The 19,744-nt window shown below is 65.4% G+C and carries 18 protein-coding genes (1 of these 18 only partly in view); 9 read left to right on the top strand and 9 right to left on the bottom strand.

Translation table 11 applies throughout. The annotated features are described in order from the left end of the window. Window positions 1-1,175, top strand: the 3' portion of a protein-coding gene (locus tag HH800_RS20685) for a lipopolysaccharide biosynthesis protein (RefSeq protein ID WP_037508799.1). Its footprint begins 313 nt before the window's first position; 1,175 of the gene's 1,488 nt are visible here — the last part of the coding sequence; the start codon falls outside the window, past its left edge; it ends in the stop codon at window positions 1,173-1,175. Between the two features lie 25 nt (window positions 1,176-1,200). Here the strand turns inward: HH800_RS20685 and HH800_RS20690 are convergent, their stop codons facing one another. Next, window positions 1,201-1,629, bottom strand: coding sequence for a CBS domain-containing protein (locus HH800_RS20690; RefSeq protein ID WP_004209125.1), 429 nt, complete (start codon window positions 1,627-1,629; stop codon window positions 1,201-1,203). Window positions 1,630-1,714: 85 nt separating this feature from the next. Here HH800_RS20690 and HH800_RS20695 point away from each other — a divergent pair, with 85 nt between their 5' ends. Together HH800_RS20695 and HH800_RS20700 are read left to right on the top strand one after the other, a co-directional pair. Next, entirely contained in the window at window positions 1,715-2,014 is a 300-nt protein-coding gene (locus tag HH800_RS20695) for a hypothetical protein (protein WP_004209126.1), read from the top strand. Further along, the gene (locus HH800_RS20700) at window positions 2,004-2,384 is read left to right on the top strand and encodes an acyl-CoA thioesterase (protein ID WP_004209127.1); all 381 of its coding nucleotides are present in this window, start codon (window positions 2,004-2,006) and stop codon (window positions 2,382-2,384) included. Before HH800_RS20695 ends, HH800_RS20700 begins: the two co-directional genes overlap by 11 nt. Window positions 2,385-2,387: 3 nt before the next feature. Here HH800_RS20700 and HH800_RS20705 read toward each other — a convergent pair whose 3' ends face one another. The 6 genes from HH800_RS20705 to hisS form a co-directional block, all read right to left on the bottom strand. Further along, entirely contained in the window at window positions 2,388-3,938 is a 1,551-nt protein-coding gene (locus tag HH800_RS20705; RefSeq protein ID WP_169862171.1) for a DUF4139 domain-containing protein, read from the bottom strand. A 13-nt stretch (window positions 3,939-3,951) separates the two neighbouring features. Then, window positions 3,952-5,355, bottom strand: coding sequence for a DUF4139 domain-containing protein (locus HH800_RS20710; protein WP_169862173.1), 1,404 nt, complete (start codon window positions 5,353-5,355; stop codon window positions 3,952-3,954). A 119-nt stretch (window positions 5,356-5,474) separates the two neighbouring features. Further along, window positions 5,475-6,242, bottom strand: a complete 768-nt coding sequence (locus tag HH800_RS20715) for a DUF4167 domain-containing protein (protein WP_010335730.1) — start codon at window positions 6,240-6,242, stop codon at window positions 5,475-5,477. Window positions 6,243-6,553: 311 nt separating this feature from the next. Then, entirely contained in the window at window positions 6,554-7,375 is an 822-nt protein-coding gene (prmC, locus tag HH800_RS20720) for a peptide chain release factor N(5)-glutamine methyltransferase (RefSeq protein ID WP_169862174.1), read from the bottom strand. Beyond that, a complete protein-coding gene (prfA, locus tag HH800_RS20725) occupies window positions 7,372-8,463 on the bottom strand; it encodes a peptide chain release factor 1 (RefSeq protein ID WP_017499489.1) in 1,092 nt (363 codons plus the stop codon). The genes prmC and prfA overlap by 4 nt, the downstream gene beginning before the upstream one ends. Next, window positions 8,463-9,800, bottom strand: coding sequence for a histidine--tRNA ligase (gene hisS / locus HH800_RS20730; RefSeq protein ID WP_235654614.1), 1,338 nt, complete (start codon window positions 9,798-9,800; stop codon window positions 8,463-8,465). Before hisS ends, prfA begins: the two co-directional genes overlap by 1 nt. Before the next feature lie 140 nt (window positions 9,801-9,940). On the opposite strand from hisS, the gene HH800_RS20735 reads away from it, so the two are divergent. Next, complete coding sequence (locus tag HH800_RS20735) at window positions 9,941-11,872, top strand: M61 family metallopeptidase (RefSeq protein ID WP_169862176.1); 1,932 nt, start codon at window positions 9,941-9,943, stop codon at window positions 11,870-11,872. Between the two features lie 37 nt (window positions 11,873-11,909). Then, window positions 11,910-12,452, top strand: coding sequence for an inorganic diphosphatase (gene ppa, locus HH800_RS20740; protein WP_169862178.1), 543 nt, complete (start codon window positions 11,910-11,912; stop codon window positions 12,450-12,452). 69 nt (window positions 12,453-12,521) lie between these two features. Here the strand turns inward: ppa and HH800_RS20745 are convergent, their stop codons facing one another. After that, window positions 12,522-13,985, bottom strand: a complete 1,464-nt coding sequence (locus tag HH800_RS20745; protein WP_169862180.1) for a PLP-dependent aminotransferase family protein — start codon at window positions 13,983-13,985, stop codon at window positions 12,522-12,524. An 88-nt stretch (window positions 13,986-14,073) separates the two neighbouring features. On the opposite strand from HH800_RS20745, the gene HH800_RS20750 reads away from it, so the two are divergent. From HH800_RS20750 to HH800_RS20760, 3 genes are all read left to right on the top strand, one after another. Beyond that, window positions 14,074-14,679, top strand: coding sequence for a YczE/YyaS/YitT family protein (locus HH800_RS20750; protein WP_169862182.1), 606 nt, complete (start codon window positions 14,074-14,076; stop codon window positions 14,677-14,679). 155 nt (window positions 14,680-14,834) lie between these two features. Continuing rightward, the gene (locus tag HH800_RS20755) at window positions 14,835-16,028 is read left to right on the top strand and encodes a hypothetical protein (protein ID WP_169863385.1); all 1,194 of its coding nucleotides are present in this window, start codon (window positions 14,835-14,837) and stop codon (window positions 16,026-16,028) included. Between the two features lie 16 nt (window positions 16,029-16,044). After that, window positions 16,045-16,551 carry a DUF1993 domain-containing protein gene (locus tag HH800_RS20760; RefSeq protein WP_169862184.1) on the top strand — a complete coding sequence of 169 codons (507 nt, stop codon included), beginning with the start codon at window positions 16,045-16,047 and terminating at the stop codon, window positions 16,549-16,551. Here HH800_RS20760 and HH800_RS20765 read toward each other — a convergent pair whose 3' ends face one another. After that, a complete protein-coding gene (locus tag HH800_RS20765) occupies window positions 16,552-17,031 on the bottom strand; it encodes a hypothetical protein (protein ID WP_169862186.1) in 480 nt (159 codons plus the stop codon). 85 nt (window positions 17,032-17,116) lie between these two features. Between HH800_RS20765 and gyrB the strand changes: the two genes are divergently transcribed. Beyond that, window positions 17,117-19,624, top strand: coding sequence for a DNA topoisomerase (ATP-hydrolyzing) subunit B (gyrB, locus tag HH800_RS20770; RefSeq protein WP_169862187.1), 2,508 nt, complete (start codon window positions 17,117-17,119; stop codon window positions 19,622-19,624). Window positions 19,625-19,744: the final 120 nt, after the last annotated feature.

Raw genomic sequence — 19,744 nt, forward strand, 5'->3', positions numbered from 1 at the left:
AGCTGGCGATCGCGCCGCTGGCCGCCGACTATTATGACCAGCCGATGGTGGCGCAGCTGCTGCGGGTGCAGGCACTGCTCTATCTCTCCACCCCCTTCATCGCGATTCCCGAGGCGATCACCGCCCGCGCGCTCGATTTTCGACGCCCCGCCTTCATCAACCTGATCGCCGCCATCGCGTCGGCCGCCATGGCGCTGGTCGGCGCGCTGTCGGGCTGGGGCGTATGGACCCTGGTGTTCGCGCCGATGACCGGATTCTGGGTGAAGGCACTGGGCTATATGCTGGTCACCGGCTTTCGCCCGATTCCCAGTTTCGATTTCAGCGGCACACGGGCGATGATCCTCTATGGCGCGTCGCTGCTGGGCAGCCAGCTCTTCTGGATCATCCAGAGCCAGAGCGACATCTTCATCGGCGGCCGCGTGCTCACGCCGCATCAGCTCGGCCTTTATGCCGAAGCGCTGTTCCTGACCCAGATCTTCGTCAGCAAGTTCATCCCGCCGCTGAACGAGGTCGCCTTCCCTGCCTATGCCCGCATGCAGAAGGATGTGTCGCGGGTGGCCTGGTCCTTCTGCAAGGCGGTGCGGCTGCTGATGCTGATTTCCTGCCCCATCTATCTGGGCATGGCCGTCACCGCAGAACCGCTGGTCGAGACATTGTTCGGCCAGAAATGGCTGGAGATGGCGCCGTTTGTCTCGATCCTGGCGCTCGCCATGCCGTTCATGACGCTGCAGGTGATGTTCGCGCCGGTCAGCAATGCACTGGGCCGGCCCGGCACCACCGCCCGAATCGCCGCGATCGGGGCGATATTGATGGCGAGCGCTTTTCTGATCGGTATCCAATGGGGGGCGATCGGCCTGGCCTGGGCATGGCTGGGCGCCTTCCCGATCCTGACCATCGTCACCGCAAGGCTCGCCGGCGGACCGATGGGGCTGCGCGCAATCGACCTGATCCGTGCCGCCGCGCCGGGGCTGGGCTGTGCCATCCTGATGGCTGGCGTGGTGCTGGTGATCGACCGCCTGCTGCCGCCGCTCGCCGCGCCGATCCGGTTGGCGATCCTGGTGCCGGCCGGCGGCATCGCCTTCCTAGCGGCGCTGATGCTGTGCGCGCGCGGCACGCTGATGGAGCTGGTGCGCCTGATCGTGCGCCGCGCGCCGCCGGTGCAGGCGCCCGCCTGACGGACCGGCGGACGCCCGACCTTCCTCAGGCGGTCTGGATATAGTCGCGCAGGGCGGCGGCTTCCGATTCGATATTGTCGATGCGGAACTTCACCAGATCGCCGATCGAGACCAGACCGATCAGGTCGCTGCCCTTCACCACCGGCAAATGGCGGATGCGCCGCTTGGTCATCAGCGACAAAGCGTGGATCACCGGCATCTGGTCGTCGATGGTGATCGCGGGCCGGGTCATCACATCGGCGACCGTGTGGTTCAACGCCTCTGCCCCTTGCTGGGCCAGACGATAGACGACGTCGCGTTCGGAAAAGATGCCGACCACCTGACCGCCATCGACCACCGGCACGCAGCCGATGCGCCGATCCGCCAGCAGGGTCACCACCGACAATACGCTGTCGGTCGACTGGACCTGGACGACGTCGCGCCCCTTGCCCTGCAAGATTGCCGCGATGGTCATGGCCGCTCTCCTTTTGTGGACTTACTGTCTCTGCGCTTGATGATCCCACTTTCGCGGCGCAAAGAAAAGGGAGGAGAGCAAGAGAATGACAGAGAAAAAGGGCCTGGACGATCCCCGGATCGCGGCAATCGCCTGGTCGAGATTCCGCCGGATCATGCTCTGGATGGCGCTGATCGGCGCATTATGCGTCGGCGCGGCCTTGCTGTTCCTGCGGCTATGGACCGGGCCGATGCCGGTTCACATGATCATCGCCACCATATTGGGCGTCTGGTTGACCTTCATGCTGGGAACGGGCTTGATGGCGCTCGTCTTCCTCTCCGCCGGGACGGGGCATGACGACCAGGTAATGGACCGGCTGAAGGACGAGGTGCCGCTTGACGATTGATCCCCATCGCGAAGTGATATTGCGGGTCGTGCCGCGCCCGGCCGACATCAACAGCAATGGCCATATCTTTGGCGGCTGGGTGCTGAGCCAGATGGATATTGCCGGCGGCATCGTCGCGGGGCGAATCGCCCAGGGCGCGGTGGCGACGGTCGCGATCGAGAGCATGAAGTTCATCTCGCCGATCCTGATGGGCGACCTGGTGTCGGTCTATGCGCAGGAAGAGAAGCGCGGCCGCACATCGGTCGCGATCCGCATCGACGTGGTGGCGACTCGCGGTGGCGGCGCGGAAACGGTGGCGCTGACCAGCGGCGTCTTCACCTTCGTCGCACTGGATGAGACCCACCGGCCCCGCCCCATTCCCGGCGACTGAAGCTCAGCGCAGCTTCTGGTCGTAGCTATAGCTGACCTGCCCGTTGGCCGGGATGATGGCGCGCCACACCCAGCTATTGCCGCGGCGCTCCATCTGCGTCGGACGCGGCGCGATGTCGTGGGGAATGAGGATTTCCGCCGTCGCATCAAACGGCCGCGCATTGGTGAGGGTCAGCGTCCAGCGCCGCGCCTTGGTCGAATGGCCGCCGATGACCGCCATGATGCGGACATCGGCGCTCTGAGCGATATCATAATCGACCCGTTCGCCTTCCGCCTTGTCGCCAATATCGGTTTCGCCCGCGAGCAGGCGCTGGCCGTCGATCGTCTCGAACAGAGCGACCCGGCCCGAAGGCATGGCGAGTCCCAGACCGTCGGCCTTGCGGTTCTGAAGCCGCAGACGCAGCGTCATCGGCCGTGACCCGCCATTGCCGTCGCGATAGTCGAGGGTCGCGGCATAGAGGCGCTCGACCAGCACATCGGGCTGGCGCAGCAACGCCACCTGCTTCTGTCCCCTGGCCGCAACGTCGACGGTCATCGGGACGCGATAGAGTTTGAGGTCGCCGACATCCTCCGGCGGTGGAGGAGGTGGAGGCGGCGGCGGGGGTGGCGGCGCGGCCATCATAGGCGCGGGAACGCGACGCGCGGTCAGCACGATCTCCTGCGCCGAATCCATCATCGCCTCGGCCTGCGGCATGTCGATCGGGAACAGCTCCCACTGCGGATGGGTGCTGGTGATGTCCATCTGCCAGCAGCGCAACGACAACGGACCGCCGGTCGGACGTGGTTGCACCTTACGGCCCTGTTTGTTGGGCTGGCCGGCGATGACGCTGAGCCGGGCGTCGGCAAAGCCGGTGACGCCGCCATTGGCCACGGTCAGCCAGGCCATGAGATCGAGATGGCGGCCATCATCCTGCATGTCGGCGACATAATTGGCGGCCCAGTCGAAACCCTCGGCCAGATAGGTAAGTTGCAGCGTGACGCGGGTCGGCCGGGCGCTGGTGGCGATCACCGATAGCGTCGGACGCGACGACAGGTCGGTCGGCACGCGCGGATAGAGCATGCGTTCGGGCAGGCCGCTGCACCCCAGCGCCTCATAGCCCTGCGCCGTCTGGACGATGACGCCGCCCATCGGCCCGGCGCTGATGAGCGCGTCCTGCTCGCTGACCTTGCCGGTCTTGCGATCGGTGCGGCGCAGGGTGACGCTACGCTTGAGATAGGCGTCGACCAGACCGGCCGGCGAGAGCAGCCGGGCATCGCGATTCTTCTCGCGCACGCCCTGCGGCATGCCGGAGAGGATCGCGGTTTCGGGCATCAATCCCTCGGCCACCCCCTCGAACCGGACAACCGATTCGCCCTGTGGCAGGTCGATGCTGCGGGTTTCGTTGATCAGCGCATAGCCGCCGGGCCATTTGGGATCGATCGCCCCCTTGGTGCGGCCAGGCTGGCGATAGACGGTGACCGAAACCGAATCGGCCTTGGCGGAGACCACCGTCCCCGCCCGCGCCGGCGCGATGCCGAGGCAGAGCATAAGAAGAACAAGGACGCGCAGCAGCACGGCGCCGGCCCGGTCAGTAGCGCGAATCGAAGGTGACGCTGAGATCGACCGAGCCATTGGCCGGCACCGGCACGCTCCATTCCATCCGGTCGGCAGAGACGCGCCTGCCTTCCAGGCTTTGTGCGGTAACGCGGGTGTCGCCCCATAGCCCCTGCTGGGCCAGGTCGACCGTCACCGCTTCGGGCCGGGCATTGGTGAGCGTGTAGCGCATCCGCGTTTCCCAGCGCTGGCTGCCCTTCTTCGTGCGCTGCTCGACGGTCGGGCGCACCTTGACGTCGAATGCCTCGCCGGTGCGCAGCGCCATCAACGATCCCATCGGCGTATGGTCGATGCTGTTCTCACCGATGAACTGCGGATCACCGCGCGCGTCGCGCATATAAACGCGGATCGTGCCGGCCGGCAGCTGATCGCCGAGGCCGCCCTGTTTCGAGGTCGAGAATTTGAGCACGCTCGACGCGCTCATCGGCTCGGTCGAACTGCCCATCCAGCTATTGAGATATTCATAGGTGGCCCGCGCCGGGGCGCCCTTCACGTCGAGGAAGCTGACCTGCTTCTGCTGGGCATTGGCGATGGTCGTGCGATCAGCCAGCGGATAGAGGTAATAGTCGCCCAGCCGCTCGCGCGGGCCGCTTTCGGTGCCGGCCTGGTCGATCGCGCCGCTAGACGACTGCCACCAGTTATGCCTTCCGCCACCATTGGCCGGATTGCCGGCGACCAGAATGGTCTTCGCATTGGTGAAGCTCGTGCCCGTATTGTTGGTGAGCGTCACCCAGCCCTGCATGTCCATCGCGCCCTTGGCCGCGTCGAACAGCGCGACATAATCGGCGGTCCAGCCGAGATTGGGCGTCAGATAGGATAACCGGGCCGGCACGGTACCGCCGCGCGCGGCCTCGATCGTCACCGACAGGGTCGGGCGGGCGCGCAGGTTGGGCGGCACCCGGTCGAAGATCACCCGCACCGGCAGGCCATCGTCGCGCAGCACCTCGATCCGCGAACCGATCTGCATGACGATGCCGCCATTGGCCGCCAATATCTTGGCGCGCTCGCGCGTCTCGGCGCCGGTCGCGGGATTGGTGCGGACCAGGGTCACCTCCTGCCCCACCGCCTTGTCCATCAGCTTGTCGGGCGAGAGCAGGTCGAAATCGAAATTCTGCTCGACGATCGAGAAGCCGGGGCCGGAGAGATTGACCGTCTCGGGCCGGATGCGGGCGGACACGTCGGGAAATTCGATGCGGTTGCGGCCGGCATTGACGCTCAACTGCCGGTCATCCTGCACCAGCGACGGACCGCCATTATAGATGGTGACGGCGACATCGCCCTGCGCCGTGGCGCCGGTGGGATCGACAGCAGCGGTCTGGGCAAAGGCGGCGGCCGGCAGCATCAGCGCCAGACCGGTCAACAGGCGGACAGTCGTCATCAGGTCGCACTCCCCTTATGCAACGATCTTCTGCCCCAAGCGGCTATATTTGCAAATAAAAAGGGCGGCGCCGGGATGGCACCGCCCTTTTTGTTTTTGGGTTTGCCCGAAAGCCGCGCTTATTCGGCGGCTTCGGTCGCCGGACGGGCGCGACGGGTGCGCTTGCGGGGCGCTTCCTCGGTCACGTCCGTGTCGCTGTCATTATCGGCGCGGGCGATCGAGGGGGGCAGGATGCTGACATCCAGGCCTTCATTCGCTTCGGTCGGCGCAGCATCGGCCTTGCGCGGACGACCGCGACGCGGCTTGGGCGCTTCGGCGGCCGGTTCGGCTGCGAGTTCTGCGGGCTGTTCGGCTGCCACCGGCTGCTGCTCGGCGCCTTCCTCGGCGACGGGGCGGTCGCGGCGGTTGCGATCGCGACGGTTGCGGTCGCCCCGATCGCCACGATCATTGCGGTCACCGCGATCCTGGCGCTCGCCGCGCGGTTCGCGACGGTCATAATCGCGTTCGGCGCGCTCGGGCTGTTCGGTGCGGCCCTCTTCGGCGCCGTCCTCATTGCCCTCGAACTCTTCGCTCTCATCGTCGAAATTCTCGTCATTCCGGCGGAAGCGCTGCTGCTGCTCCTCCTGGCGCGAACGATTGTCGGCCAGCACGCGGAAATAATGATCGGCGAACTGCAGATAATATTCGGCGTTCACACGGTCGCCGGCCATCTGGGCATCGCGCGCCATATTCTTGTATTTCTCAAGAAGCTGGGCCGCATTGCCGCGGGCGCGGTTGTCGATACGGTTGCCGTTGTCGCCACCACCCCGGTTACCGCCATTGGGACGACCGTTGTTGTTATTATTCCGGCCGCGATTGCGGCGACCGGCCTGCCGGTTGTTGATCAAGACATGATCCTTGCGTTCGCTATGATAATATTCACTGAAAACACTGTTCAGCTGCTATCCCCAAGCACCGCCCCTTCCGTGGGGCCGGATGTGGCTCCGCCAGACATGATCCGGTGCGGATCACGCCCTCAGCCACCAGAGGCGCTTGCGCAGCAGCGCCATCTTGACTTTCAGGAGCAGGAAAATGCCTTATCCATCAATGGCCTGATAAGGCCATGTCGCCGGAATGGCGGTTTTCCTGATCCCGATGTAATGGCATTCACGCGATAAACCAAGCAATTTTCGCTGTGGTGGCGTGAAATCCCGCCTTCTTATTCGCCCGGCGTGGCGACGAGGCAGCGATCATGCCCCGCAAGGTCACGACGCAGCGATACGCCCAGCCCCTGTGCCCGCAGCAGTGCCGACACGCTTTCCCCCTGATCATAGCCGATCTCGATCGCGGCCATGCCGCCCGGCGCGATCAGCGCGGGCAGTTGCGGCGCGATGCGGCGATAATCGTCCAGCCCGTCGGCGCCGGCGAACAATGCGCTGGCTGGATCATGCAGCACGTCACCGGCGAGCGGCGCGTCGGTCGCGATATAGGGCGGGTTGATCAGCAGCAGGTCGAACGGCCCGGTCACGCCGGCCGCCCAATCGCCCAACTGGAAGCGCGCGCGCTTCCCCATGCCCAGCCGGTCGGCATTGCCCTGCGCCACCGCCAGCGCAGCGGCAGAGGCATCGATGCCCAGCCCCATCGCATCGGGCCACTGGTCGAGCGCGGCGAGCAGCAGCGCGCCCGATCCGGTGCCAAGGTCCAATATGGTGGTCGGCGCACGATCGCGGAAATGATCGACCGCCGCCTCGATCAGCGTCTCGCTGTCCGGGCGCGGGATCAATACGTCGGGCGTGACGGCCAAGCTGATCGTCCAGAAATCGCGGCTACCCAGGATATGGGCGATCGGCGCGCCGGCCAGCCGCTGCTGCATATGGACAGCGAAAGTGTCAGGGACAGACAGGTCGCGCTGGCGCAGCAGCAGGTCATTGCGGCCGATGCCCAATGCATGGGCCATCAGCAGTTCGGCGTCGAGCCGGGGGGTGTCGCTGATCGCGGCTAAGCTGACAGTGGCGTCGCGCAGCGCATCGGCGACGCTCACGCCACTCCGTCCAACTGGGCGAGGCGCGCGGCCTCATCCTCGGCCACCAGCGCGTCGATCACTTCGGCAAGACCCGGCCCTTCCAGGATTTCGGGCAGGCGATGCAGGGTCAGGTTGATGCGATGATCGGTCACGCGCCCCTGCGGGAAATTATAGGTGCGAATGCGCTCCGACCGGTCGCCCGATCCGACCATCGCCTTGCGCGCGCCGGCCTGCTCGCTCTGGGTGCGCTCCCGCTCCGCCTCATAGATGCGGGCGCGCAGCACCTGCATCGCCTTGGCCTTGTTCTTGTGCTGCGAACGCTCATCCTGCTGCGTCACGACGATGCCGGTCGGCAAATGGGTGATGCGCACGGCGGAATCGGTGGTGTTGACGTGCTGGCCGCCAGCGCCCGACGCGCGGTAGATGTCGATCTTGAGGTCGGAGTCGGCGATCTGGACGTCAACTTCTTCCGGCTCGGGCAGGATCGCAACGGTCGCAGCCGAGGTATGAATGCGGCCGCCGCTTTCGGTGACCGGCACGCGCTGGACGCGATGCACGCCGCTCTCGAACTTCAGCTTGGCGAAGACGCCGGTGCCGTTGATGCTGGCGACCACTTCCTTGAAGCCGCCCTGTTCCGAGGCGTTGGCGGAGATCATCTCCATCTTCCAGCCCTGGGTATCGGCATAGCGCTGATACATGCGGAACAGGTCGCCGGCGAACAAAGCCGCCTCATCCCCGCCGGTGCCGGCGCGGATTTCCAGCATCGCCGGGCGGGCATCGGCCGAATCCTTGGGCAGCAGCTGCAGCGCCAGCGCGCGCTCGGCATCGGGCAACTGCCCCTTGAGCAGCTGCATTTCCTCCTGCGCCATTTCGCGCATCAGCGGATCGGCATCGCTGTCCTCGCCGCCGGCCATCTGTTCGAGCGCGCGCAGTTCCTGACGCAGCCGGCGCACTTCATGCGCGGCCCGCGCCACCGGCTCGATCTCGGCATATTCCTTGGACAGTTTCACGAACGCATCGGGCGCGAGGTCGGCGCGCGTCATCGACGCCTGCACCTCGTCCCGGCGCGCCTCGATCTGCGCGATGCGTTCGGCGGAAATGTGCATCAGAGCTGAAACGGCTCTTGGACAACGACACCATCGGCGTTCGTCGTTACCGCATCTGGAAACTCATTCCGCATCACCTGCGCCCACATGGCGTCGGTAAGGCCGGCGAGAGCAGCCGTCGCTTGTGATCCTTGTTCAAGATCTTTGATGGCCACTTCGCCCCGCGCCAGCTCGTCATCGCCGAGGATGATCGCATAGCGAGCACCCGACGCGTTGGCGCGCTGCATCCGCTTCTTCATATTGCCGCGATAGCCCATGTCGCAGGCGATGCCGGCACGGCGCAGATCGGCGATGATGCCAGTCGCCTTCGCCTCGGCCGCCTCGCCCATCGGGATCAGCACGACCTGCGGCTTGTCGATCGCCGGCTGGTCGATCAGCATCGCCAGCCGCTCGATACCCGCTGCCCAGCCAACCGCCGGGGTGGACGGACCGCCCAGATTTTCGATCAGGCCGTCATAGCGACCGCCGCCCAGCACCGTGCCCTGTGCGCCGAGCCGGTCGGTAATGAACTCGAACGCGGTGTGGCGATAATAATCGAGGCCACGCACCAGCCGCGAATTGCGTTCCCAGGCGACACCGGCGGCGTCGAGGCCGCTGGTCACCTTGTCGAAGAAGCTGCGCGCCTCGTCGGTCAGATAGGCGTCGATGTCCGGCGCGCTGTCGGCGATCGGGCGATCGCGCGGATCCTTGGAGTCGAGGATGCGCAGCGGATTCTTCGCCAGCCGGTCGATGCTTTCTTCCGACAGCTCGCCACGATGCGCCTCGAAATGGGCGATCAGCGCGGCGCGCCAGGCTTCGCGGCTTTCCGCGTCGCCGAGCGTGTTGAGGTTCAAGGTCACGCCTTCCGACACGCCCAGCTCGCGCAGCAGCTGGTCGGCCAGCACCAGCAGCTCGACATCGGCCGCCGGCTCGCCCGCGCCCAGGATTTCGGCGTCGAGCTGGTGGAACTGACGGAAGCGGCCCTTTTGCGGGCGCTCATAGCGGAACAGCGGGCCATGGGTCGCGACCTTGAGCGGCGCATATTGCTGCCAGCCCTCGGTAATATAGGCGCGTGAAATGCCGGCGGTGAATTCGGGGCGCAGGGTGATGCTGTCGCCGCCGCGATCCTCGAACGTGTACATTTCCTTCGACACGACATCGGTGCTTTCGCCCAGCGAACGGGCGAACACCGCGGTCGATTCAAAGACGGGCACTTCAACCCGCTGGAATCCATAGAGTTTGCGCACCCGGTCAAAGGTGGCGACGACATGGGCGAAGCGTTCCTGAAACGCCTCCGCCGTGCCGCCCAACATGTCCTGCGTTCCGCGCACCGGGCGCGGCGTTTCGATCTTCGCCATGGGGCAGCGCCTTTAACGATAATCGCGGCCCAAGGAAACGCGCTTTTTATGGCGGCATAAGGGGTGGACGCGGGCGATTCGCCCCGCCATGCTTGGGACAGACGGGCCGTCCGGCCCCCGTTCCTTTTCTGGAGACCGTCATGATCCGGAGCCTTGCTGCCGCCCTTTGCCTTTCGACCGCGATTGCCAGCCCGTTGCTGGCGCAGGATGTCATCCGTTCCAAGCCGACCGCCCTGCCCGTCGACAGCGCCAAGCCGATGCCCAAGGATGTCCCCTATCCGGGCGGCACGATCCGCCTTGACGTCGACGCCACCGACACGGTGCAGCGCATCTTCCGCGTGAAGGAAACCATTCCGGTCGCGTCGAGCGGCCCGATGACCCTGCTCATGCCCGAATGGCTGCCCGGCAACCATGCCCCGCGCGGCCCGATCGAGAAGCTGACCGGCCTGACCTTCACCGCCGACGGCAAGCCGATCAGCTGGAAGCGCAATCCTCTCAACGTCTATGCGTTCGAGATCGACGTGCCGGCCGGCACCAAGCAGGTCGTGGCGCAGTTCCAGTTCCTGTCGGCAACCGCGACCAACCAGGGCCGCGTCGTCGTGACCCCCAAGATGCAGAATATCCAGTGGGAAGATGTCTCGCTCTACCCGGCCGGCTATTATACCCGCCAGATCCCGGTGCAGGCCAATGTCACCTATCCCGCCGGCTGGCAGGCGGCGACCGCGCTGCGCGGCAAGCGCACCGGCGACACCATCGCCTATGACGTGATCGACTATGAGGCGCTGCAGGACTCGCCGGTCTTTGCCGGCACCCATTTCAAGGCGGTGGACCTGGGCCATAACGTCACGCTGAACATCGTCGCCGACGATGCCGACGAACTGGTGTTCAACACCGACCAGATCGCCAAGCACAAGAAGCTGGTGGCCGAAGCCGGCGCCGCGTTCGGCACCTATCATTTCGACCATTATGATTTCCTGCTGTCGATCACCGACGAAATGGGCGGCATTGGCCTGGAACATCATCGCTCGTCCGAGAATCAGGTCGAGCCGGGCTATTTCAAGAAGTGGGATTCGGGCGAGGCACTGCTCGACCGCAACCTGCTGCCGCATGAATTCACCCATAGCTGGGACGGCAAGTTCCGCCGCCCCGACCTGCTGTGGACGCCCAATTTCGACGTGCCGATGCAGGACAGCCTTCTGTGGGTCTATGAAGGCCAGACCCAGTTCTGGGGCTATGTGCTGGGCGCCCGTTCGGGCATGTTCTCCAAGCAGGAGACGCTGGACGCCTATGCCCAGATCGCAGCGAAGCTGGACACCACGCGCGGCCGCGAATGGCGCCCGATGGTGGACACCACCAATGATCCGATCATCTCCGCCCGCCGTCCCAAGGGCTGGGCCAACTGGCAACGGTCGGAGGATTATTATAATGAAGGCCTGATGATCTGGCTGGAGGTCGATGGCATCCTGCGCCAGCAGACCAAAGGCGCCAAGGGCATCGACGATTTCGCCAAGGCCTTTTTCGGCATCAAGCCGGGCGACTGGGGCCAGGTCGTCTATAATCGCCAGGATGTGATCGACACGCTGAACGGCGTCGCCCCCTATGACTGGGCCGGCCTGTTCCACAAATATGTCGACAGCCCGACCACGGAAACGCCCAAGGGCGGCTTCACCCTGGGCGGCTACAAGCTGGTCTATACCGATACGCCCAATGCCATCACAAAGGCAGCCGAAGGCGCGCAGAAGACGGTCGACCAGAGCTTTGGCGTGGGCCTGACGGTCAAGAATGACGGCGATATCGCGGCGGTGATCTGGAACAGCGCAGCATTCAAGGCCGGTCTTGCGGTAGGATCGAAGATTATTGCGGTGAACGGCAATGAATATTCGAGCGACGCATTCAAGACGGCGCTGACCGAGGCTAAGGACGCGAAGAAGCCGATCCAGCTTATCCTAAAGCAGGACAAATATTATCGCACCCTGACCCTCGCTTATTCGGATGGCCTGCGCTATCCGCACCTCGAAAAGACCGGCACCGGCGAAGGCAGCCTCGACAAGCTGCTGCAGCCGCGCACCTGAAGATTTCCAAGCAACCGCATGTAAAAGGCGAAGATGCATGAATATTGACCTGATCCCCGTCGGCGAAGATCCGCCAAACAGCCTGAACGTCATCATCGAGGTGCCGGTTGGCGGCGAACCCGTGAAGTACGAGTTCGATAAGGCGTCGGGCGCGCTGTTCGTCGATCGCATCCTGCACACGCCGATGCGCTATCCGGCGAATTACGGCTTCGTGCCGCACACCCTGTCGCCCGATGGCGATCCGCTCGACGCGCTGGTCATCGCCCGTTCGCCCTTCGTGCCCGGCTCGGTCGTGCGTGCGCGCCCGATCGCCGTGCTGAACCTGGAAGATGAAGCTGGCGGCGACGAGAAGCTGGTCTGCGTGCCGGACAACAAGACCTTCCCTTATTATAATAATGTCGGCGAGAAGGACGATCTGCCCACCATCGTGATGGAGCAGATCGAGCATTTCTTCACCCACTATAAGGATCTGGAAAAGACCAAGTGGGTGCGCATCGGCACCTGGGGTGGCGCGGAAGATGCCCGCCAGATCACGCTGGAAGCGATCGAACGCTATCAGGCCGAGAAGAAGAAGGGCTAAGCCCTTTTTTGGTAGAGCCGATTGAAAAGGGCCGCGCGGAACATCTCCGCGCGGCCCTTTTCTTATGGGTCAGATCAATCGGTCGGCCTCCAGGGCGAGGGCCAGCGGATCGCGGCCGCGCGGGGTACGGGCGTGGAGCCGTGCGTCAGCCTCCACCAGCCGCGCGACACCCATGTCGAGCTGCGCTTGCGGCAGGGTGAAGGGCAGGCGCAGGAAGCGTTCGAACGCACCATTGACGCCGAAGCGCGGGCCCGCCGCAATGCGCACGCCATGATTGCCGGCGAGCGCCGCGAGCGCGCTCGCCTCCGCGCGGGGCAGTTCGGCCCAGAGCGACAGGCCGCCGGCCGGCGATTCCACCCGCCAGTGCGGCAGATGTTGTTCCAGCTGCGCCAGCAGATGGTCGCGCCGGTCGCGCAGCATCGCCGCGCGCGGACCCAGCCCCTCGTCCGCGTCCATCAGCTGGGCGACGGCGATCTGCTCGACCACCGGACTGGCCATGTCCATCGTCGTGCGGATGCGGCCGAGCGCGGCCACTGTCTGCGGATCGGCGCGGATCCAGCCGACGCGCAGCCCACCCCAGAAAATCTTGCTGGCCGACCCCAAAGTGATGACATGGCGACCGGACGGATCATGGCAGGCGACCGGCGGCGGTGGCGATCCATCCAGCCCCATCGCCACCATCGTCTCGTCGATCACCAGCGGGGTGTGCGTCCGCATCGCCACCGAAACCAGCGCGCGGCGGGTCGCCGGGTCCATGCTGCGCCCGGTGGGATTGTGGAAATCGGCGATGATATAGGCGAAGCGCGGCGCGGTCTGGCGGAAGGCCGCGTCCATCGCGTCGATATCCCAGCCATGGACCGGCAGGCCAACCGGCACCGGCACGACATTGGCTCGCTGCAGCGCCTGGATCGCATTATGATAGGTGGGATGGTCGATCACCGCCCGGTCGCCCGGCCCCGCCAGCCATTGCAGCAGCAACGAGAATCCCTGCTGCGCGCCATTGGTGATCATGATCTGGTCGGGATCGGTCGGGCAGCCGCGCCGCTCATAATGGGCAGCGATCGCCCGGCGCAGCACCGGCAAGCCCAGCGGATCATAGCCCAGATCGCCCAGATAGGCCGGCAGCGCCTCGACCGCATGGGCATAGGCCAGGCCCACGCCGGGCGCAGCCGGCAGCGCGGCATGGGTCCAGTTGAGCAGATTGTCGCCGGTCACCCCATCGATGTCTGGCGTCGGCGTCTCGACCCGGCCGGGCGGCAGACGCGTGACGCTGCCCGACCCCTGCCGGCTTTCCAGATAGCCCTCGTCGCGCAGCCGGTCGAAGGCGGCGGCGATGGTGGTGCGGCTGAGCCCCAGCGCCGCGGCCAGTTCCCGCTCGCCCGGCAACCGGACATTGAGGCCGATCCGTCCGTCCAGCACCAGCATCCGCAGCGCCTGCGCCAATTGGCGATAGGCCGGCTCGGCACTGTCCTGGGCGCGCCAGGCACCCAGCAACCGCAGCAGCGAGGGAGGCCGAAGGAAGGAAGTGGACATGGCGATCAATCCAATCAGAGAGATTTGAAGGCCACTTACGCGCCATTGGTCCTTTTGTAAAAGGCCAATTTGGCTAGGTCTGATGCCCATGATGATGACCCGCCGCCTCTTCCAACTCTTCTGGGGCCTTGTGCTCTACGGCTTTGCCATGGCGTTGATGCTGCGTGCCAATCTGGGGCTCGATCCCTGGGATGTGCTGCATCAGGGACTGGCGCCCAAGCTCGGCCTCAGCTTCGGCATGACGGTCAACCTGGTCGGCGCGGTCGTGCTGCTGCTCTGGTGGCCATTGCGGCAGCGGCCGGGGATCGGCACGGTCTGCAACATAGTGGTGATCGGCACGGCGGTGGACATCAGCCTCCATTATCTGCCGACGCCGGATGGCTATGCGATGCGCGCCGCCTGGCTGGGCGCGGGGATCCTGCTCAATGGCATTGCTGGTGGCGCCTATATCGGTGCCGGCCTGGGGCCGGGTCCGCGCGACGGATTGATGACGGGCCTGTGCCGCCGCAATGGCTGGCCGGTCAAATGGGTGCGCACCGGCATCGAGATCGTAGTGCTGGCGACCGGCTGGATGCTGGGCGGCACAGTCGGCATCGGCACCATCGTCTATGCCGCGACGATCGGCTGGATCGTCCACCATCCCCTGCCCTTCTTCACGATCAAGCCGCCCGAGCGCCCGGCGATCGCGGCATAAGTTGCCCCCTGACCGGCCGACAGAAACCCGTCGGCCGGTCCTTTTCTGCATTGAAAATGCGTCGCACCTTCCTCGACCGGACCGGCCTTGACCGGACCGGGCAGTCGGGCATGATCCCGCCTCCGCCATTCCCGACGATCAAGGAGTCCCCGCCGATGCGCGCCTTCCTCGCCGCTGCCCTCGCCCTGCCCTTCGCCATTGCCGCCTCCGCCGCCCCGCCGGAACAGGCACTCGCCCCCCTCGCCTTCGAGCAGATCGCGCCCGCTGGCACCAAGATACCGCGCTTCAAGGTCGATGCCGCGTGGCCGGCCATGCCCGATGACCTGCTGCTGGGCCAGGTCAGCGGCGTTGCGGTCGGCCCGGACGATTCGGTCTGGGTGGTGCATCGCCCGCACAGCCTGACCGCGACCGACACGGGCCTCGCCGAATCGCCCGCCACCGCCGTCTGCTGCAAGCCGGCCCCGCCGGTGGTGCGCTTCGCCCAGGATGGCCGCTATCTGGGCGGCTGGGGCGGCGCCGACAGTGCCCCCACGGTCGACGGCGTCAACCAATGGCCCGCCAGCCTGCACGGCATCTTCGTCGACAAGGCCGGCAGCGTCTGGTTCGGCGGCAATGGCAAGGGCGACCATGTCGTCATGAACTATACGCCGGAGGGCAAATATATCCGCAGCTTCGGCCGGCGCGACAAGACCGGCGGCAATGATGCGACCGATCAGCTCGGCAACCCGTCCGACGTCAATCATTCGGACGGCATGGTGCTGATATCCGACGGCTATGTGAACCGCCGGGTGATCGGCTTCGACGACCGGACCAACAGCTACAAGGGCCGCTGGGGCGCCTATGGCAAGCCGCCGAGCGGCCCGGTGCTGCAAGGCGCGTTCGACCAGAGCCATGCCGTCGATCCTAGCCGGGTTGCCGATCCCAAGTCCGCCATCTTCAACAGTATCGTCCATTGCGTGGTGCCGACGAAGGACGGCCACCTCTATGTCTGCGACCGCAACAACAATCGCGCGCAACTGTTCAAGCGCGAGAAGGATGGCGGCCTGACCTTCGTGCGCGACCTGGCGATCGCGCCGGAAACCGGCGGCACCCACACCGTCACCGACATCGCCTTCTCGCCCGATCCGGAACAGACCTATCTCTATGTCGCCGACATGATGAACGGCCGCATCTGGGTGCTGGAGCGCAAGACCCACACCGTGCTTGGCGCCTTCGGCCGGATCGGGCGGCAGGCCGGGCAATTCACCTGGCTGCACAGCATTGATACCGACAGCGCCGGCAATATCTATGCGACCGAAGTGAATACCGGCCGCCGCGTGCAGAAGCTGGTCTTCACCGGCATCGAATGAAGGGAAACCTCGCAACGTGGCGACCGAACTTTACGACCTGACCGTCCCCGCCTTCCTGCGCGGCCTGCGCGTCCTCTCCACCCTGCTCGACAAGGGTGCGGTTTATGCCGCCGAACAGGGGATCGATCCCGCCACGCTGACCGGCGCCCGCCTGATAGAGGATATGCGCCCGCTGACCGCGCAGGTGCAGCTTGCCACCGACAGCGCCAAGGGCGCGGTCATCCGCATCGGCGAGTTGGAGCCCTTCCCCCTGCCCGACACGGAGGAGACGTTCGCCGACCTGCAGGATCGCATCGCCCGCACCATCGCCTTCCTGGAATCGGTGCCGCGCGACAGGATCGACGGGCGCGAGGAGGCGACCGTCATCCTCAAGACTTCGCGCGGCGAATTTTCCTCCACCGGGCGCAGCCATGTGCTGACCTTTTCGCTGCCCAATTTCTATTTCCATCTGACGACCGCCTATGCCCTGCTGCGCCAGGCCGGCGTGCCGCTGGGCAAGCTGGATTATCTGGGCAGGCTGTAATCAGCCGGCCACCAGCCGGACATAGGCGCTGGAGACCCAGCCGCTGGTGCAGGGGCCGGCATAGGCCTGCTTGCGGTCGACCGGTTCGCGCACGCCGCAATCGGTCGGTGCCGCGCCTTCGGTCACTGGCGGCGGGATCACCACGCCCAGCCATTTCTGGTCGATGCTGCGGGTGCAGACATGCACCCGTGCGCCTTCGGCGAGCTGCGCCAGCGCCTTCGCCTCGGCAAAGGGGGCGGACCGGACGCTCAATCCCTGCGGCCCGACACGGGTCGCCTGCCCCATCGCACCGCAGGCATCGAGCCGGGGGCCATCCTCGCCGATCGTCACCGGCCGGGCCAGGGTCGCCTCGATCCGGGTTTCGGGCATCGCATCGCGCGGGGCGCCGGCCAGCGAGCTGTTGGGCAATTCGTCGGCTACTTCGCTGCTGCGCGAGCAGGCGGAAAGCAGCATCAGGGCAAGGATCGGGACAACACGCATGAGCGCCTGATAAACCGCCCCAAAGCCGGGTGGAAGCCGCCATGTTTCGCTTTAGTTTCGAGGCGCCATTCCCTATATGCTGGGTATGAGCGACGAACAGCAGAACAGCCCCAACAGCAATGAATATGGCGCCGACAGCATCAAGGTGCTGAAAGGCCTCGACGCCGTGCGCAAGCGGCCCGGCATGTATATCGGCGACACCGACGACGGGTCGGGCCTGCACCATATGGTGTTCGAGGTCAGCGACAATGCGATCGACGAGGCGCTGGCCGGCCATTGCGACCGGATCGTCATCACGCTCAACCCCGACAACAGCGTCAGCGTCGAGGATAATGGCCGCGGCATCCCGACCGGCATCCACAAGGAAGAAGGCGTGTCGGCGGCCGAGGTCATCATGACCCAGCTGCACGCGGGCGGCAAGTTCGAGAACACGTCGGACGACAATGCCTATAAGGTATCGGGCGGCCTGCACGGCGTGGGCGTATCCGTGGTGAACGCCCTGTCCGAATGGCTGGACCTCAATATCTGGCGCGACGGCAAGGAACATTGGATGCGCTTCGCCTATGGCGATGCCACCGCGCCGCTCAAGATCATCGGCGATGCGCCCGAGGGCAAGAAGGGCACGCGCGTGACCTTCCTCGCCTCGACCGAGAAGGTGCCGGGCGATGGCGGCACGTTCAAGAACCAGACCGAATATGATTTCGACAAGCTGGAGCATCGCTATCGCGAGCTGGCTTTCCTCAACAGCGGCGTGCGCCTGTTCCTGGTCGATGCGCGCCATGAGGAGAAGAAGGAAGTCGAGCTTTATTATGAGGGCGGCATCGCGGCCTTCGTCAAATATCTCGACCGCAACAAGAATGCGCTGATGCCCGATCCGATCGCGATCGCCGGCACCCGCGACGACGTCACCATCGACGTCGCGCTGGAGTGGAACGACTCTTATTATGAGAACGTCCTCTGCTTCACCAACAACATCCCGCAGCGCGATGGCGGCACGCACCTGGCCGCATTCCGCGCGGCACTGACCCGGACCTTGAACAGCTATGCCGAAAAGACCGGCCTGCTGAAGAAGGAGAAGGTGAGCCTCACCGGTGAGGATATGCGCGAAGGCCTGACCGCGATCGTCTCGGTCAAGCTGCCCGATCCCAAATTCTCGTCGCAGACCAAGGACAAGCTGGTCAGCTCCGAAGTGCGCCAGCCGCTCGAAAGCCTGATGGCCGACAAGATGGCCGAATGGCTGGAAGAAAATCCCGGCCACGGCAAGATGATCGTCCAGAAGGTGATCGACGCCGCCGCCGCGCGCGAGGCGGCCAAGCGCGCGCGCGAACTGACCCGCCGCAAGGGCGCGATGGACATCGCATCGCTGCCCGGCAAGCTGGCCGACTGTCAGGAACGCGATCCCGCCAAGTCCGAACTCTTCCTGGTCGAGGGTGACTCGGCCGGCGGGTCGGCCAAGCAGGGGCGCAACCGCCACAACCAGGCGATCCTGCCGCTGAAGGGCAAGATCCTGAACGTCGAGCGCGCGCGCTTCGACAAGATGCTCTCGTCCAAGGAAGTCGGCACGCTGATCCAGGCGATGGGCACCGGCATTCGCGACGATTTCAACCTGGACAAGCTGCGCTACCACAAGATCGTCATCATGACCGACGCCGACGTCGACGGCGCGCATATCCGCACGCTGCTGCTGACCTTCTTCTATCGCCAGATGCCCCAGATCATCGAGGCGGGCCATCTCTTCATCGCCCAGCCGCCGCTCTACAAGGCGAGCCGTGGCCGGTCCGAAGTCTATCTGAAGGACGAGGCGGCGCTGGAGCAATATCTGGTCGACAATGGCGTCGACACGATGGCGCTGGAAACCACCGGCGGCGCCCGCACCGGCGACGATCTGCGCAGCCTGATCGACCATGCCCGCCGCATGCGCGCGGTGATGCGCTATGTGCCGCGTCGCTACGACCCGGCGATCATCGAGGCGCTGGGCCTGACCGGCGCACTCGATCCCGAACTGTCCGAAGCACAGCTGGCCGAACGGCTGGCAACCGCCGTCGCCTGGATCGCCTCGCATGATCCCGAGGGCAAGTGGACCGGCCGCATCGCCGAGGGCGGCGGCTTCCATTTCGAACGGCTGTGGCGCGGCGTGACCGACCATCATGTCATCGAACATGGCTTCCTGGGTTCGGCCGAAGCGCGCAAGCTGCACGGCACCGCCAGCGAAGAGGCGGAAAGCTATGCTAAAGGCAGCCGCCTGGTCTCCGCCAAGGCCGTCGCCGCGCAGGACGAACTGGGCGAGGACGAATTGCCCGCCGTGTCGGCCAAGGGCGTCAACATCTCACGGCCCAGCGAATTGCTGGAAGCGATCCTGTCCGCCGGACGCAAGGGCCTGTCGATCCAGCGCTACAAGGGTCTGGGCGAAATGAACGCGGAACAGCTGTGGGAAACCACGCTGGCCCCGGACAATCGCTCGATGCTGCGCGTCGAGGTGGAACAGGCCGACGTCGCCGACGAAATCTTCACCAAGCTGATGGGCGACGTGGTCGAACCGCGCCGCGAATTCATCCAGGACAATGCGCTGAACGTCGCCAACCTGGACGTTTGATAGGATGACGATGCCCGCCCGCGCCCCCACCCGGCCACCCAATCAGGATAATCTCTTGGGCGGCCGAGTGGGGGCGCGGGCCGGTGCGGCGCTGTGCGCCGTCAGGCGCACCCAAAACCC

This window comes from Sphingobium yanoikuyae (assembly GCF_013001025.1).
In the GTDB taxonomy this organism is placed as follows: Bacteria; Pseudomonadota; Alphaproteobacteria; order Sphingomonadales; family Sphingomonadaceae; genus Sphingobium; species Sphingobium yanoikuyae_A.